The organism is Klebsiella oxytoca (genome assembly GCF_009707385.1).
Taxonomy (GTDB): Bacteria; Pseudomonadota; Gammaproteobacteria; order Enterobacterales; family Enterobacteriaceae; genus Klebsiella; species Klebsiella oxytoca_C.
On sequence record NZ_CP046115.1, the window covers coordinates 1,888,081 to 1,902,802 of the forward strand.

16 protein-coding genes are annotated in these 14,722 nt (G+C 55.1%); 9 read left to right on the forward strand and 7 right to left on the reverse strand.

All coding sequences use genetic code 11. The features are described 5' to 3' along the window. Window positions 1-146: 146 nt before the first annotated feature. Window positions 147-530: a biofilm formation regulator BssR gene (bssR, locus tag GJ746_RS08735; RefSeq protein WP_154679841.1), complete on the forward strand. Its 384-nt coding sequence runs from the start codon at window positions 147-149 to the stop codon at window positions 528-530. A gap of 102 nt (window positions 531-632) precedes the next feature. Beyond that, a complete protein-coding gene (locus GJ746_RS08740) occupies window positions 633-1,745 on the forward strand; it encodes a PQQ-dependent sugar dehydrogenase (RefSeq protein WP_154679842.1) in 1,113 nt (370 codons plus the stop codon). Between the two features lie 2 nt (window positions 1,746-1,747). Here GJ746_RS08740 and GJ746_RS08745 read toward each other — a convergent pair whose 3' ends face one another. Beyond that, entirely contained in the window at window positions 1,748-2,374 is a 627-nt protein-coding gene (locus GJ746_RS08745) for a glutathione S-transferase family protein (RefSeq protein ID WP_154679843.1), read from the reverse strand. 256 nt (window positions 2,375-2,630) lie between these two features. On the opposite strand from GJ746_RS08745, the gene dacC reads away from it, so the two are divergent. Then, a complete protein-coding gene (dacC, locus tag GJ746_RS08750) occupies window positions 2,631-3,833 on the forward strand; it encodes a serine-type D-Ala-D-Ala carboxypeptidase (RefSeq protein WP_154682673.1) in 1,203 nt (400 codons plus the stop codon). Window positions 3,834-3,863: 30 nt separating this feature from the next. Here the strand turns inward: dacC and deoR are convergent, their stop codons facing one another. Both deoR and ybjG read right to left on the reverse strand, forming a co-directional pair. Continuing rightward, window positions 3,864-4,622: a DNA-binding transcriptional repressor DeoR gene (gene deoR, locus GJ746_RS08755; RefSeq protein WP_154679844.1), complete on the reverse strand. Its 759-nt coding sequence runs from the start codon at window positions 4,620-4,622 to the stop codon at window positions 3,864-3,866. A 124-nt stretch (window positions 4,623-4,746) separates the two neighbouring features. Beyond that, the gene (gene ybjG, locus GJ746_RS08760; RefSeq protein ID WP_154679845.1) at window positions 4,747-5,340 is read right to left on the reverse strand and encodes an undecaprenyl-diphosphate phosphatase; all 594 of its coding nucleotides are present in this window, start codon (window positions 5,338-5,340) and stop codon (window positions 4,747-4,749) included. A 317-nt stretch (window positions 5,341-5,657) separates the two neighbouring features. Between ybjG and GJ746_RS08765 the strand changes: the two genes are divergently transcribed. Beyond that, on the forward strand, window positions 5,658-6,893 hold the full coding sequence (locus GJ746_RS08765) for an MFS transporter (RefSeq protein ID WP_154679846.1): 1,236 nt from the start codon (window positions 5,658-5,660) through the stop codon (window positions 6,891-6,893). A gap of 47 nt (window positions 6,894-6,940) precedes the next feature. On the opposite strand, the gene GJ746_RS08770 is transcribed toward GJ746_RS08765, so the two are convergent. After that, window positions 6,941-7,756, reverse strand: coding sequence for a Cof-type HAD-IIB family hydrolase (locus tag GJ746_RS08770; RefSeq protein WP_154679847.1), 816 nt, complete (start codon window positions 7,754-7,756; stop codon window positions 6,941-6,943). After that, window positions 7,756-8,958, reverse strand: a complete 1,203-nt coding sequence (locus tag GJ746_RS08775; RefSeq protein ID WP_154679848.1) for an MFS transporter — start codon at window positions 8,956-8,958, stop codon at window positions 7,756-7,758. Before GJ746_RS08775 ends, GJ746_RS08770 begins: the two co-directional genes overlap by 1 nt. 180 nt (window positions 8,959-9,138) lie before the next feature. Between GJ746_RS08775 and GJ746_RS08780 the strand changes: the two genes are divergently transcribed. Next, on the forward strand, window positions 9,139-9,681 hold the full coding sequence (locus tag GJ746_RS08780; RefSeq protein ID WP_154679849.1) for a TetR/AcrR family transcriptional regulator: 543 nt from the start codon (window positions 9,139-9,141) through the stop codon (window positions 9,679-9,681). Between the two features lie 158 nt (window positions 9,682-9,839). Here the strand turns inward: GJ746_RS08780 and GJ746_RS08785 are convergent, their stop codons facing one another. After that, on the reverse strand, window positions 9,840-11,525 hold the full coding sequence (locus tag GJ746_RS08785) for an aspartate:alanine antiporter (protein ID WP_154679850.1): 1,686 nt from the start codon (window positions 11,523-11,525) through the stop codon (window positions 9,840-9,842). 266 nt (window positions 11,526-11,791) lie between these two features. On the opposite strand from GJ746_RS08785, the gene ybjM reads away from it, so the two are divergent. Continuing rightward, entirely contained in the window at window positions 11,792-12,175 is a 384-nt protein-coding gene (gene ybjM, locus GJ746_RS08790) for an inner membrane protein YbjM (RefSeq protein WP_154679851.1), read from the forward strand. Window positions 12,176-12,181: 6 nt separating this feature from the next. On the opposite strand, the gene GJ746_RS08795 is transcribed toward ybjM, so the two are convergent. Beyond that, a complete protein-coding gene (locus GJ746_RS08795; RefSeq protein WP_004100567.1) occupies window positions 12,182-12,445 on the reverse strand; it encodes a GrxA family glutaredoxin in 264 nt (87 codons plus the stop codon). A gap of 204 nt (window positions 12,446-12,649) precedes the next feature. Here GJ746_RS08795 and GJ746_RS08800 point away from each other — a divergent pair, with 204 nt between their 5' ends. The 3 genes from GJ746_RS08800 (at window position 12,650) to rimK (ending at window position 14,664) form a co-directional block, all read left to right on the forward strand. Beyond that, entirely contained in the window at window positions 12,650-12,940 is a 291-nt protein-coding gene (locus GJ746_RS08800; protein WP_154679852.1) for a YbjC family protein, read from the forward strand. Beyond that, complete coding sequence (nfsA, locus tag GJ746_RS08805; protein ID WP_154679853.1) at window positions 12,924-13,646, forward strand: oxygen-insensitive NADPH nitroreductase; 723 nt, start codon at window positions 12,924-12,926, stop codon at window positions 13,644-13,646. The genes GJ746_RS08800 and nfsA overlap by 17 nt, the downstream gene beginning before the upstream one ends. Before the next feature lie 115 nt (window positions 13,647-13,761). Further along, window positions 13,762-14,664 (forward strand): 30S ribosomal protein S6--L-glutamate ligase, encoded by a 903-nt coding sequence (gene rimK / locus GJ746_RS08810; RefSeq protein ID WP_154679854.1) that lies wholly within the window; start codon window positions 13,762-13,764, stop codon window positions 14,662-14,664. The last annotated feature ends 58 nt before the right edge of the window (window positions 14,665-14,722 follow it).

Consider the following 14,722-nt stretch of genomic DNA (forward strand, 5'->3'; position numbering starts at 1 on the left):
GGGAGGCTGGCAGATGAGGATTTTGATTATCGTTGTAACATTGTAAATGATGTTAATGACCTGAGAATTATTGATCTGACTCATCGTTTTGTACAAAAAATGACCATATTATGATTGTGGTGAAGGACGACAGAGGAGGACCTGTGATGACCGTTGACAGACTCTATCGTAACCTTGTGGATAAGCTGATTAATGCCAATATTGACCTTGATGCTTATTTACAGCTGCGTAAAGCGAAAGGCTATATGTCAGTCAGCGAAAGCGACCATCTGCGTGATAATTTGTTTGAACTGTGTCATGAAATGCGTGAACGCGCTCCGCGCCTGCAGAACGTTATTGCACTGGAGGAAAAGGAAGCCCTGCGGCTGGCGGGCGAAGCCATCGCTTCCGCGGCAGTATGCCTGATGAGTGGGCACCATGACTGCCCGTCCTACATTGCTGTTAACGTAGATAAGCTGGAAAACTGCCTGACAGTATTGACGCTCAATATTCATAAGTTGAATGATTCTGCGCCCATTACTCATGCCTGAGACAGGGGGAGCTTGCTCCCCCTGATTAATGTTATGTAAAAATCCCTTTCTGCTCTTCCACGCTGGCTACCCTTATCGCATTGCTGACAAAAGGAGTGTGCCATGCGCCAGACCATTACCCTGATAGCCCTTACCGCTTTACTGCTACCCGCAGCGGCTCTGGCCGCCGAAGAGCGCGTGGAGGTGTTGCAGAACCAGCTTGAACATCCGTGGGCGCTGGCCTTTCTTCCGGACGATAGAGGCATTTTGATTACCCTGCGCGGCGGTGAGCTAAAGCTCTGGCGGCGCGATAAAGGTCTTTCGCCTGCGCTTTCGGGCGTACCGCAGGTGTGGGCAAACGGACAGGGTGGTCTGCTTGACGTGGCGCTGGCGCCGGATTTCACCCAATCGCGACGGGTCTGGCTGAGCTATGCCGAAGGCGGAAATGACGGTAAGGCCGGGACCGCCGTAGGCTATGGCCGGTTGAGCGAGGATCTTCAGCGCCTCGAAAATTTCCAGGTGGTTTTCCGCCAGCAGCCGAAGCTCTCGACCGGCAACCATTTCGGCGGTCGGCTGGTGTTCGACGGCCACGGCCATCTGTTTATTGGCCTTGGGGAGAATAACCAGCGTTCTACCGCGCAGGATCTCGATAAGCTACAGGGGAAGGTGGTGCGTTTGACGGCGGAGGGTAAGATCCCCGCCGATAATCCTTTTGTAGGACGGTCTGGCGCCAGGCCGGAAATTTGGTCCTATGGTATTCGTAATCCTCAGGGGATGGCGATGAACCCGTGGAGCGACGCGCTCTGGTTGAATGAACACGGGCCGCGCGGCGGAGATGAGATCAACATACCGCAAAAAGGTAAAAATTACGGCTGGCCGCTGGCAACGCACGGTATCAACTATAGCGGACTACCGATCCCTGAGGCCAAAGGCAAGACGGTTGAGGGAACCGAAGCGCCGCTGTTTGTCTGGGAAAAATCTCCGGCGGTGAGCGGGATGGCGTTTTACGGCGCGCAGACCTTCCCGCAGTGGCAGCACAGGCTGTTTATCGGCGCGCTGAAGGATAAGTCGCTAATTGTACTGAAGGTTGATGGCAATAACGTCACGGAACAGGAGCGTATTTTGACTGGGCACGGTAAACGCATCCGCGATGTGCGCGTTGGACCCGACGGTTATCTGTATGTGTTAACCGACGAATCCAACGGCGAACTGCTCAGGGTGAGTCCGGCTGGCTAAAGTCAGGTGACCGGAATCATCACCACGCTACGCCAGGCCTGACGCTGGTTAATCTGCTGATACCACCGCTGCAGATGCGGGCGCGGCTGCCAGGTTTTTATGGTTTCCAGTAGATTGTAAATAAACGGCGCGACGGCGATGTCGCCGAGGCCGAAGGCATCGCCCGACAGCCATTGATGCTGCGCCAGCTCATCGTCCAGAATAGCGAACAGCGTTTCGCACTCGGCAATACCGGCTTCAATCGCGGCGGGGTCACGTTTTTCAGGCGGCGTTCTCACCAGCCCCATTAAAATCGGCCGATGGGCAGGCGAGAGCGAACCGTTGGCCCAGTCCATCCATTTTTCCCCCTGGGCGCGTTCGGCGGGTGATTCCACCCACAGGCGATTCTGGCCGTACTGCGCGGCCAGATAGCGGATAATGGTATTTGATTCCCAGAGAACGATATTGGTCGAAGTATCCTTTAACAGCGGCACCAGCCCATTAGGGTTCATGGCTAAATATTCGGCATCGTGATTCAGGCCGAACTCCAGCCCTGCCAGGATTTGTTGATACGGTAGGTCAAGTTCTTCCAGTACCCAGCGTACTTTCTTCACATTGGTTGAGTTATTTCTGCCCCACAACGTAATCATATCCGCTCCTGCTTTTTATTGGCCGCCATTGCAGCGTAGTGAGCATTCATGTTGGAATAAAGTTAATGCTTAGGCAACCGCGATCAAAAAAATTGCTCTGTTTGCAGCAGCAGGCGATGTTATTGCGTAAACTTTAAAAACTTTACCAACTCGCTGTTTCTTTAAGGTCATTTGTACGCTTTACTCACCGGCTGCTGCGGCGCCGAAAGAGTGCAGCGGCATATTTTTGTTTGGAAAGGATACTTGGGTGGCTCTTATGACGCATGATGCTTTATCCCTTCGCGGCCTCGCGGCAGGCTGCGCGTTCTTATTTCTCGTTGCGCCTGCGGTGCAGGCTGCGGAACAACTTCCCGATGCGCCATCAATTGACGCGCGCGCCTGGATCCTGATGGACTATGCCAGCGGCAAGGTGCTCAGCGAAGGCAATGCCGATGAAAAGCTCGATCCGGCGAGCCTGACCAAGATCATGACCAGCTATGTCGTCGGCCAGGCGTTAAAGGCTGGTAAGATTAAGTCCACCGATATGGTTACCATTGGACGCGATGCGTGGGCAACCGGTAACCCAGCGCTGCGCGGCTCTTCGGTGATGTTTCTCAAGCCTGGGATGCAGGTATCGGTAGAGGACCTCAATAAAGGCGTTATTATTCAGTCCGGTAACGATGCCAGCATTGCGATTGCCGACTACGTAGCGGGTAGCCAGGACGCGTTTGTCAGCCTGATGAACGGCTATGCGCAGAAAATGGGTCTGACTAACACCACCTTTATGACCGTGCACGGTCTGGATGCCCCGGGCCAGTTCAGTACCGCCCGCGATATGGCGTTGCTGACCAAAGCGATGATCCATGACGTGCCGGAAGAGTATGCTATCCATAAAGAAAAAGAGTTCACCTTTAACAAGATTCGTCAGCCGAACCGCAACCGTCTGCTGTGGAGCTCTAACCTCAACGCTGACGGCGTGAAAACCGGGACAACGGCAGGCGCGGGCTACAACCTGGTATCATCCGCGACGCAAAACGATATGCGCCTGATTGCCGTGGTGCTCGGCACCAAAACTGACCGTATCCGTTTTAATGAATCAGAAAAACTGCTGACCTGGGGCTTCCGTTTCTACGAAACCGTCACGCCAATTAAGCCCGACGCCACCTTTATTACTCAGCGCGTCTGGTTTGGCGACAGCAACGAAGCGAAGCTGGGAGCGGGCGAGGCCGGTTCTATCACGCTGCCGAAAGGCCAGCTGAAAAACCTCAAGGCCAGCTACACCCTGAACGATAAGCAGCTGACCGCGCCGCTGACAAAAGGGCAGGTTGTGGGCACCATCGACTTTAAACTGAATGATAAAACCATTGAACAGCGGCCGCTGATTGTTATGGAAGCGGTCAACGAAGGCGGGTTCTTCAGCCGGATGATAGATTTCGTGCTGATGAAACTGCACGGCTGGTTCGGCGGCTGGTTCTCGTAAAATGCAGGCCGCGCCCTGCGGGGCGCGGTTTTAGTAAAGTAGTGAAATCTGTTTTTCCTTCGCCAGCGCGAGCAGCTCGTCATCCGGACACACGTCGCTGGCAATCACGTCAAACTGCGCTAAATCGCCCATCCGCGCCGGTCGAACCTTACCAAATTTACTGTGATCGACAACCAGCACGTGGTAGCGCGCGCTTTTCATCGCCCAGTGTTTTACCGGCAGCTCTTCCAGATTAAAACAGGTCGCTCCCTGCTCGCAATCGATGCCCGCGGCGGAATAAAACGCGATATCCGGACAAAGATGGCTCAGCGTATCCTGCAGACTCAGCGGTTTAAAAATGGCATTGCTGGCGTGAAACTCGCCGCCGCATAAGATCGCGCGGCATTGGGGTTTTTCCTGCAGGGAAAGGAAGGTATTCAGCGAATAGCAAACCCCGGTAAAGGGCAGGGCGTTGTCGATGGCGTCGATGATCCACGGCGTGGTGGTCCCGCAGTCGAAAAATGCCATCTGGTGCGCTTCAAGCAGCTTTGCCGCATGGCGGGCCGCGCGGCGTTTTTCATCGACAAGGCGCGTTTTCTGATCGCTTAACAGATAGTGCGTCGCGCTGCGCGGCTCCAGGACGATATAGCCGCCAAGCAAAACTACCGGACCGCTATGGCCATTGAGGTCGCGACGAATAGTCATCTCAGACACCCCAAGCAGGGTGGCCGCTTCTTTTAGATGAAGTTTATCACTGCGCTTGAGCGCCTGAATAAGCTGGCTGATGCGTTCGTCACGACGAGTTTCCATATTCCCTCTGAGCTGAAAGCGCCCTGCGTTGACAGGGCGTCAGCGGGATTTTACCTGCCGGAAGAGGGTTAGTCACGCGTAGGAGCCAGGCTCTGGCGCAACTTTACCAGTTGGTCAGGACTGCTTATTCGCGCACCCAGCCTTTACGAATCGGCAGCGAAAAGAACAGACGGTAAAGCCGCTGCAGGTGCTGATAAAGCATATTTCCACCGCTTTGCCACAGCAGCTGGGCGCTAAGACAGGCGATCATCGCGGTGAGAAGCCCGCCCAGCATGTCCAGCGGCCAGTGGACGCCGAGATAGACTCTGGACCAGGCAATCGCGCAGGCAATAGCAATAAGCAGCGCTCCAGACCACAGGCGGTGCCAGAACAAAAAGGCCAGCGCAAAAGTAAAGCAGATAGTGCCGTGATTACTTGGAAAAGAGTTATTGGGTGAATGGTGCAGGAAGTTATAGCCAATACCGGCGGCAAAAGGACGCTCGTGTGGGAAAAAAACGCCGAATATCCACGAGAGCGTAAGGCTGATCGCTAAGGCCATTGTGACCTTAAATACTAACTGACGCTGATTTGGGCCCCATAGCCATAGGGCGAGTACTAATAATGGTACAAGAATAATCAGGTCTCTGGCGATAAACGTCGCGATTTCAATCGCCCACCACGGTGAGGCGGGAGTGGCATTGATTAAGGCAAACAGCGAGTTGTTAATATTTTCCAGCATTCATCCAGGCTCTTTAGTCCGTTAGTAACATGCCGCCCACCTTAAAAAACGGTGGCGATAAGGTAAAGCAGTATTGTCTTAACTTTCAGTCTGTTATGACAGAGACGGTCAGCGTCTCTTCGTCAACGGACTGAATGAGGGAGTATATGGTGTGTAACCTAATTGAAACATAAACGAAATATAGAAAATTAGATTTTCTTTAGCGGCCGGGATGGCTCTGCCAGAGTGCGAATTTTTATATTGTGGCTTACAATTCGCTATCTCCCCGGCACGACTTTCATTAAACTTTGCGCGGTTTTTTTTAAATAAGAGATTTCATGCAGAATTATTCCCTTTCAGGCAAACGCCTCGGTCGTCAGGCGCTGCTCTTTCCGCTGTGCCTGGTGTTATATGAATTCGCCACTTATATCGGCAACGATATGATCCAACCGGGCATGCTTACGGTCGTCGAAGAGTATGGCGTTGGCAACGAGTGGGTTCCGACCTCAATGACCGCTTATCTGGCGGGCGGTATGTTTTTGCAGTGGCTGCTGGGGCCGCTTTCGGACCGTGTTGGCCGCCGTCCGGTGATGCTGACCGGCGTGGTGTGGTTTATCGCAACTTGCCTGGCGACGCTGCTGGCGCAAACCATTGAGCAGTTTACGCTGCTGCGTTTTTTGCAGGGCATCAGCCTGTGCTTTATCGGCGCGGTCGGCTATGCGGCGATACAGGAGTCTTTTGAAGAGGCGGTGTGCATTAAAATCACCGCGCTGATGGCTAACGTCGCGCTCATTGCGCCGCTGCTGGGACCGCTAGTGGGGGCGGCCTGGGTTCATCTCCTGCCCTGGGAGATGATGTTTGTGCTGTTTGCCGTACTGGCCGGCATCGCCTTCTTCGGACTACAGAAAGCGATGCCGGAAACCGCCACGCGCATGGGCGAGAAGCTATCGGTAAAAGAGCTTGGGCGTGACTACCGCGAAGTGCTGAAAAACCTGCGCTTCGTCGCCGGAGCGCTGGCAACGGGCTTTGTCAGCCTGCCGCTGCTGGCATGGATTGCCCAATCGCCGGTCATTATTATCAGCGGCGAGCAGGCGACCAGCTACGAATATGGCCTGCTGCAGGTGCCCATTTTTGGCGCGCTGATTGCCGGTAATCTGGTGCTGGCGCGCCAGACTTCACGCAAAACGGTACGTTCGCTGATTATTCTTGGCGGCTGGCCGATTATGCTTGGCCTGCTGATCTCCGCCATCGCGACGGTGGCTTCTTCGCACGCGTATCTGTGGATGACCGCCGGGCTGAGCGTTTACGCATTCGGGATTGGTCTCGCCAACGCCGGGCTGGTGCGCCTGACGCTGTTTGCCAGCGAGATGAGTAAGGGGACGGTGTCGGCGGCGATGGGCATGCTGCAAATGTTGATCTTTACGGTGGGTATCGAAGTCAGTAAACACGCCTGGGAGTCTGGCGGCAGCGGACTATTCAGTTTGCTGAACCTGTTGAGCGGTGTGCTCTGGCTGGCGATGATGGTCTACTTTCTGAAGGATAAAAGCGTGGGGAATGCCCACGAGCCGCAGTAATCTGTTTATAACCTGCTGCGGCGTCAAGCGCCGCAGCAGGCGCTACCTCAGGCGAACGGCGCTTCGCGATTAAGGACTTTATCAATGATATGCAGCACGCCTTCTTCGTTATTGTGCGGGGCGTCGTAGCCAGCAACGGCCTTCACCGGGGCGGCGGCGTTCGCCATAGCGAAACCGAATCCGGCATGTTGCAGCATTTCGATATCGTTGCCGCTATCGCCGAAAGCCACAACTTCATGATTCTCGATCCCCCAGCGCTCCTGCAGGATGCGCAGTCCGTTAGCTTTATGCACTCCCGGAATAATCAAATCAATGCTGCCGTAACCGGTGGCGACCGCGGTTACCATATCGCCAAGAGCGGCGTGCAGCTTCGGCTGCATTTGTGGGATCAGGTGATCCGGGACGTTGAGGCCGAATTTCAGAATCACATCATCAGCAATATGATTAAAATCATCAACCAGCTCGAGGCGATGGTAGTACTTCGCCGCCACCGCTTTTAGCTCATCATTATATTGATTGAGGGTATAGGCGCTGCGTTTCCCGCAGGCGATAACCTCAATGTTGGTCAGCGTCTGAAGATGGTCGATGACGGTATTGAAATGTTCTTTCGGCATCTGACAGTTAAAAATATCCTCGCCGGCGCTCACGACCCAGCCGCCGTTTTCAGCGACAAATGCAATCTCGTGAGCCACCTCCGGGAAGAATGAGATGAGCTGGTAATACTGGTTGCCGCTGGCGACCACGAAGCGGATGTCCTGTTCGCGCATCCGCTGATACTGGGCAAGGAAGCGCTGGCGGTTATAGGTTTTGGCGTCGCTCAGAAAGGTGCCGTCCATGTCTACCGCAATCAATTTGATGCTCATTATCTGTTCTCCATGACAGGTTCAGGTTGGGGCTTTGCTACCGCACGGGCGACGATTGCCGCGACCAGCACCAGCGCCAGCACCACCATCATGGCGCTGCGCAGGCCAAAGTGTTCACCCAGGAAGCCCAGCAGCGGCGGCCCGACGAGGAAGGCGAGGTAGCCGGTGATCGCCACCACGCTGACGCGCTTCGGCGCATCGGGGCCGGTATCGCTGGCGGCGGAAATAGTGAGCGGGAAGCCCAGCGACGCGCCGAGGCCCCATAATAGTACGGAGATCCCGGCAACCCACGGATTATCGACAAAAATAATCAGGCCAATGCCCAGTGCGCCCATAACCGCGCTGGCGCGAACCACCGTGACGCGGCTGTAGCGGTCGATAAACCAGCCGCCGGTAAAGCGGCCGAGGGTCATGCCGAGAGTGAAACCTGCATAAATCAGCGAGCCGGAGGTTGGGCTGAAGCCGTGACCATCCACCATCAGCAGCGGTAGCCAGTCGTTGGCGGAGCCTTCGGCAAAGGCCATGGCCAGGACGATTACGCCAATCAGCAGTAGCTGCGCATCGCGCCATATCGGCAGCCCTTTGCCTTCATGGCGCGCCGCTTCCGCGGCATTTTTGCCGGTGCCTTCCGGAATCGCGCGAATGGCAATAGCAATAGGGGCGACTGCTACCAGCGCCGCCAGCAGGATGTGCGGGGCGGCGGGCAGGCCAAAGCCGGTGACCGCCATACCGATCCCGGCGCCGACGAGCGTACCGAAGCTGTAGAAACCGTGCATCATTGGCAGCACGGTTTTATTCATTTCGCGTTCAACGGCGGCGCCTTCAACGTTAATCGCCACTTCCGCCGAGCCAAAGCTGGCGCCGAAGATAGCTAAGCCGATAGCAAACAGTACGGCGGAGGTAAACCACAGTGCGGCGCTGAGCACCAGCATGCCGACCACCGCGCAGGACATGGTAGTACGAATGACTTTACGGGTGCCGAATCGATTGACCAGCCACGCAGAGCAGAGAATGCCGCTCATCGAACCTATTGATAGTCCAAATAATACAATCCCCATTTCCGCCGTTGAGAGCGCGAGCAGATCGCGAATCGCCGGGGTACGGGTTGCCCATGACGCCATGAGTAAGCCGGGGATAAAAAAGAACATGAAAAGCGCCCATAGTCTTAACTGAAGGGCTCTGCGAGAGGTTTGCGCTGTCATCCGTAAATGCCTGAGAGTGAAGAGATGCAGACAACAGTAGCAAGGTTGTGTACATTTGTACATCCAGGCAGCTTGCTGCGGAATGTTTTTTTATCGACCTCTATGATTCGATTCAGCCTGAAGAGGCGTTAAACATCCGCGATGGGATTAAGCGCCTATTTAAATGAATGAGGAAAACTGATGGCCCGTCGACCCAACGACCCGCTGAGGCGGGAGCGTATATTACAGGCGACGCTGGATACGATCGCCATTCATGGTATTCATGCGGTCACGCATCGGAAAATAGCCGCCTGCGCCGGTGTACCATTGGGCTCGCTGACATACTATTTCAGCGGCATTGAGGCGCTGGTCGAAGAAGCGTTCAGCCTGTTTACCGGCCAGATGTCGGCGCAGTATCAGCAGTTTTTTGCTGATGTACGCGATCGCGAAGGGGCCTGTGACGCCATCGCTGAGCTTATCTTTAGCGCTCAGGTGACCACCGCGCGCAATATGGAGCTGATGTATCAGCTGTATGCTTTTTGCAGCAGCCAGCCAAATTTAAAAGCGGTCATGCAGAACTGGATGCTACGCAGCCAGCAGACGCTTGAGCAGTGGTTTGAGCCGGCGACGGCGCGCGGGCTTGACGCCTTTATTGAGGGCATGACGCTGCACTTCGTGACCGACAGAGCGCCGCTATCAAGAGAAGCGATTCGACTGATGGTGGGGAGGCTGGCGGGAGAGTGAGCGGGGCGCAGAAAACAAAAAACCCATCAACCTTGAACCTAAGTGGCGGGGTTGATGGGCTCCACAAAATGGGGACATCAAAGAAAAGCAGTGGCACTACTTATGACTGATGCCAGCTAAAAAAGTTCTGCCAGTGTGCGTTTTTTTCTGAAAAAAATTTACTGTAGCCCCGGCCAGATGATAACAATCAGCGTACCAGCCAGGGTTAACAATACGTTAGCGATGGCATAGGTTCCCGCGTATCCCAGCGCTGGAATATTGCTGCGCGCGGTATCGCTGATGATTTCCATCGCCGGAGCGCAGGTGCGGGCGCCCATCATCGCGCCGAACAGCATCGCGCGGTTCATGCGCAGGACGTAAGCGCCGAACAGGAAGCAGATAACCACCGGCACCAGGCTGACAATCAGACCGGCTGCCAGCATCTGGCCGCCGACGGCGCCGAGGCCGTTATTAATGCCGGCTCCCGCGCTGAGCCCAACGCCGGCCATGAATACCATCAGCCCGAACTCTTTCACCATATTCAGCGCGCCCTGCGGGATATAGCCAAACGTCGGATGGTTGGCGCGCAGGAAGCCAAGCAGGATACCGGCAAACAGCAGGCCAGCGGCGTTACCGATCCCGAAGCTGAACGAGCTGAACTGGAAGGTGATCATGCCGATCATCAGGCCGACGATAAAGAAGGCGCAGAAGGCGAGCAGGTCGGTCACCTGGCTGTGAATGGAGATAAAGCCAATACGGTCGGCGACGGTTTTGACGCGGCGCGCATCGCCGCTGACCTGCAGTACATCGCCCTTGTTTAGCACAACGTTATCGTCGATAGGCATTTCGATCTGGCTGCGGATCACGCGGTTTAAGAAGCAACCGTGATCGGTCAGCTTCAGCTGCGCCAGGCGGCGGCCGACGGCATTATGGTTTTTTACCACAATCTCTTCGGTGACGATGCGCATATCCAGCAGATCGCGGTCGAAGACCTCTTTGCCGTTACGGAAGCTTGGGTCGAGGCGGGCGTGGGCATCAGGGTAGCCCACCAGCGCGATATCATCGCCCATCTGCAGCACCGCATCGCCGTCGGGATTCGCCAGAATACCGTTGCGGCGGATCCGCTCAATATAGCAGCCGGTCTGGCGGTAAATGCCCAGCTCGCGCAGGTTCTTGCCATCAGCCCACGCAACCAGCTCCGGGCCGACTCGATAAGCGCGGATCACCGGCAGATAGACCTTACGCCGGGAATCGGTGTCGAGACCGCGCTCGCGGGCGATTTGCTGGGCGCTGGTCTGTAAATCCTGATGCTGCAGCTTCGGCATATAGCGCGCGCCGACAATCAGGCTAACCAGACCAATCAGATAGGTCAGGGCATAGCCGAGACTCAGATGGTCAAGCGAGAGGGCGAGCTGGTCGCTGGGCATGCCGAAGTGGCGTAACGTATCCCCGGCGCCCACCAGCACGGGCGTGGAGGTCATGGCGCCAGCAAGCATCCCGGCCGTCAGGCCGATATCCCAGCCGAAAAGCTTACCCAGCCCCATGGCGAGCAGCATTGCGCTACCGACCATCACCAGCGCGAGCATCAGGTAATTTTTGCCGTCGCGAAAAAAAATAGAAAAAAAGTTGGGTCCCGCTTCTACGCCAACGCAGAAAATAAACAGCATGAAGCCGAGATTCAGGGCATCAGTGTTAATACTGAAATGCTGCTGACCTAATAATAGGGAAACGACTAAAACGCCAATGGAATTACCAAGTTGTACCGACCCGAGACGCAGTTTCCCGAGGCAAAGTCCTAATGCAAGTACAACGAACAATAACAGGATGTAATTCCCGTTTAACAAATCTGCGACGTTTATATTCACGAAAGCCAACTTCTCATTTACTAGTAAGTTGTTGAAGGAAATGGTTATTTGGTCTAAGGTTTGTCCAGTGTTCGCGTTGTTCCGAACGCTATTCTGGCTTCCCGTTATAACCAGCAAAATATAGGCGATAGTTTAATCTTTCCTGGCGGCTGCGGCTAGTAACAATCGTTTTACGCGGGCGGGATCTTTTATTGGCAAGGATTGCCAGAATCTTTATCTGACTGGGCGAAGTGGAAGTTGGTTAGAGGCAAAATCAGGAGGATGTAGTGAAATCTGAGCGTACCTGGGCCGGTATTATCTGTGGGTTCTTTCTATTTATTGTGGTTTGTTTGTCACTGCTGTTACATATGAAAGGCGCCTTTCGGGCCACCGGTAATCCTGAGCTTGGGCTGTTGTTCTTTTTACTCCCCGGTGCGGCGGCAAGCTGCCTCTCTCCCGGACAGCGGGTTATTCGTCCGCTTATTGGCGCTATGCTGGCTGCGCCGGTCTGTCTGGCGGTGATGCGGCTTTGTTTTGTGACTCAGCGTTCTTTCTGGCAGGAACTGGCGTGGTTATTTAGCGCGGTGTTCTGGTGCGCGTTAGGCGCGCTGTGCTTTTTGTTTATTTGCGCCTGGCTTGACGCCAGACGCAAGCACTCGTCAGAGGATTGAGCTATCTCAGGCAAACAGGCCCAGATTCTCTTTCGCCCAGGCTTCAAAGTCGGTGCAGCCGCCAATGTGCTTCTGATCGACAAAAATCTGCGGTACGGTTTCTACCGGTTTACCCACGGTTTTTTCCAGATCGGCTTTGCTGATACCCTCGGCGTGAATATCAATGTAGCGATAGTTAAAATCATCGCGTTCGTTGCTCAGTTTTTCCGCCAGCTCTTTGGCGCGAACGCAATATGGGCAGCCTGGACGACCAAAAATTACCGTAAACATAGTTTCTCTCCTTAAACCTCAGCCGGATGGCGAATGCGACGTATCATGCCCCGTAATGTCGGTAAGTAAAAGAAGGTTCTGCCTTTTACTTTGATGCCTTAAGGCTATGTTTGATAAAAATTCTGCTGCTGAAGCCGCTATACTGGCTCGGTACGCGACCAGTTTTAGCCTGGTAGCGAGAATGATTTGGACCGGAGAAGCGTTATGCGATCGCCCGCAGCATTACCCAAAAGCGTTCTGATAGTAGAGATTATTGGTATAGCGCTGTTGACCCTGGCCTGGCTTTCGCTCAACCAGTACATCAGCCTGCCAGCCCCGTTTTCCAGCCCGACTGCGGCGCTGTTAATGATTTTCGCGGGAATTCTGCTGATGCTTCCGGCCGCCGTGGCGTTGATGTGGCGAGTGGCGAAAGTGCTTGCCCCGCAGTTGACGCAGACGAAAAATTCACCTTCATCATTGCCTGACAGAGAAAAACGAGATGACGCCGACCATTGAGCTGCTGCGTAGCCACCGTTCTATTCGCCATTTTACCGACGCGCCGATTAGCGACGAACAGCGCGCGGCGATTATTGCCAGCGCGCAGGGAGCTTCCAGCTCCAGTTTTTTACAATGTTCTTCAATTATTCGCGTCACTGACCCTGAGATACGCCAACAGCTGGTCCCGCTGAGCGGCGGCCAGAAGCACGTGGCGCAGGCTGCAGAATTCTGGGTATTCTGCGCTGATTTTAACCGTAATCTGCAAATTTGCCCGGACGCGCGGCTTGGCTTCGCCGAACAGCTGCTGCTCGGCTGCGTCGATACCGCCATTCTGGCGCAGAATGCGCTGGTGGCGGCGGAATCCCTTGGCTTAGGCGGCGTCTATATTGGCGGGTTACGTAACAATATTGATGCGGTAACCGCGCTGCTGAAGCTCCCGCAACACGTCCTGCCGCTGTTCGGCCTGTGCCTTGGCTGGCCAGACGATAACCCGGAAGTTAAACCGCGTATGCCGTCGTCGATGCTGGTGCATGAAAATGAGTATCAGCCGGTGGATGAGGCGGTACTTGCTGAATATGACGAACAGTTAGCACAGTATTATCTCTCTCGCGGCAGCAACACGCGTCGCGATACCTGGAGCGACCATATTCGCCGGACTATTGTTAAAGAAAGTCGTCCATTTATTCTGGAATATCTGCATAAGCAGGGATGGGCTACGCGCTGATTGCGTGTAAACTGCTTCAGGCCGGTCGCAAGGAATTCCGCCAGGCCTGCGCTAATTAAAGATGTTGTTCGTTACCAAAGGCCCGCCAGAGCGGGTCTTTTCGCAGAGGTACAGGGTGAAAATTGCCATATTATCCCGGGATGGAACGCTTTATTCATGTCGTCGTCTGCGCGAGGCCGCGCAAAAACGCGGTCATAAGGTAGAAATCCTCGATCCGCTTTCCTGCTATATGAACGTCAGCCCGGTGGCCTCGTCTATTCACTATAAAGGCCGCCAGCTCCCGCATTTTGATGCCGTGATCCCGCGTATTGGAACGGCGATCACTTATTACGGCACCGCCGCGCTGCGCCAGTTTGAGCTGCTGGGTAGCTATCCGCTAAATGAGTCCGTTGCCATCACCCGCGCCCGCGACAAGCTGCGTTCGCTACAGCTGCTGGCGCGCCAGGGAATTGACCTGCCGCTCACCGGCATTGCCCATTCGCCCGACGATACCAGCGACCTGATCGCGATGGTTGGCGGCGCGCCGCTGGTGGTGAAGCTGGTAGAGGGCACCCAGGGGATCGGCGTGGTGCTGGCCGAAACCCGGCAGGCGGCGGAGAGCGTCATTGACGCTTTTCGCGGCCTGAACGCGCATATTCTGGTTCAGGAGTATATCGCTGAGGCGAAAGGCCGGGATGTGCGCTGCCTCGTAGTGGGTAACGAAGTGGTGGCGGCGATTGAGCGGCGAGCGAAAGAGGGCGATTTTCGTTCCAACCTGCATCGCGGCGGCGTGGCCACGGTGGCGCTTATCAGCGAACAGGAGCGGGAAATGGCTATTAAAGCGGTACATACACTCGGGCTGGACGTTGCCGGCGTTGATATTCTGCGCGCTACGCGCGGCCCGCTGGTCATGGAGGTTAACGCTTCTCCCGGCCTGGAAGGGGTTGAAACCACCACCGGCGTCGATATTGCCGGCAAAATGATCGCATGGATCGAACGGCAGGCTGCACCCGGATTTTGTCTGAAAATGGGAGGATAATTCCGTTTCACGACGCCGTCATGGAATACGACGCTTTTTTTGCGTAAGCTATGGCGTC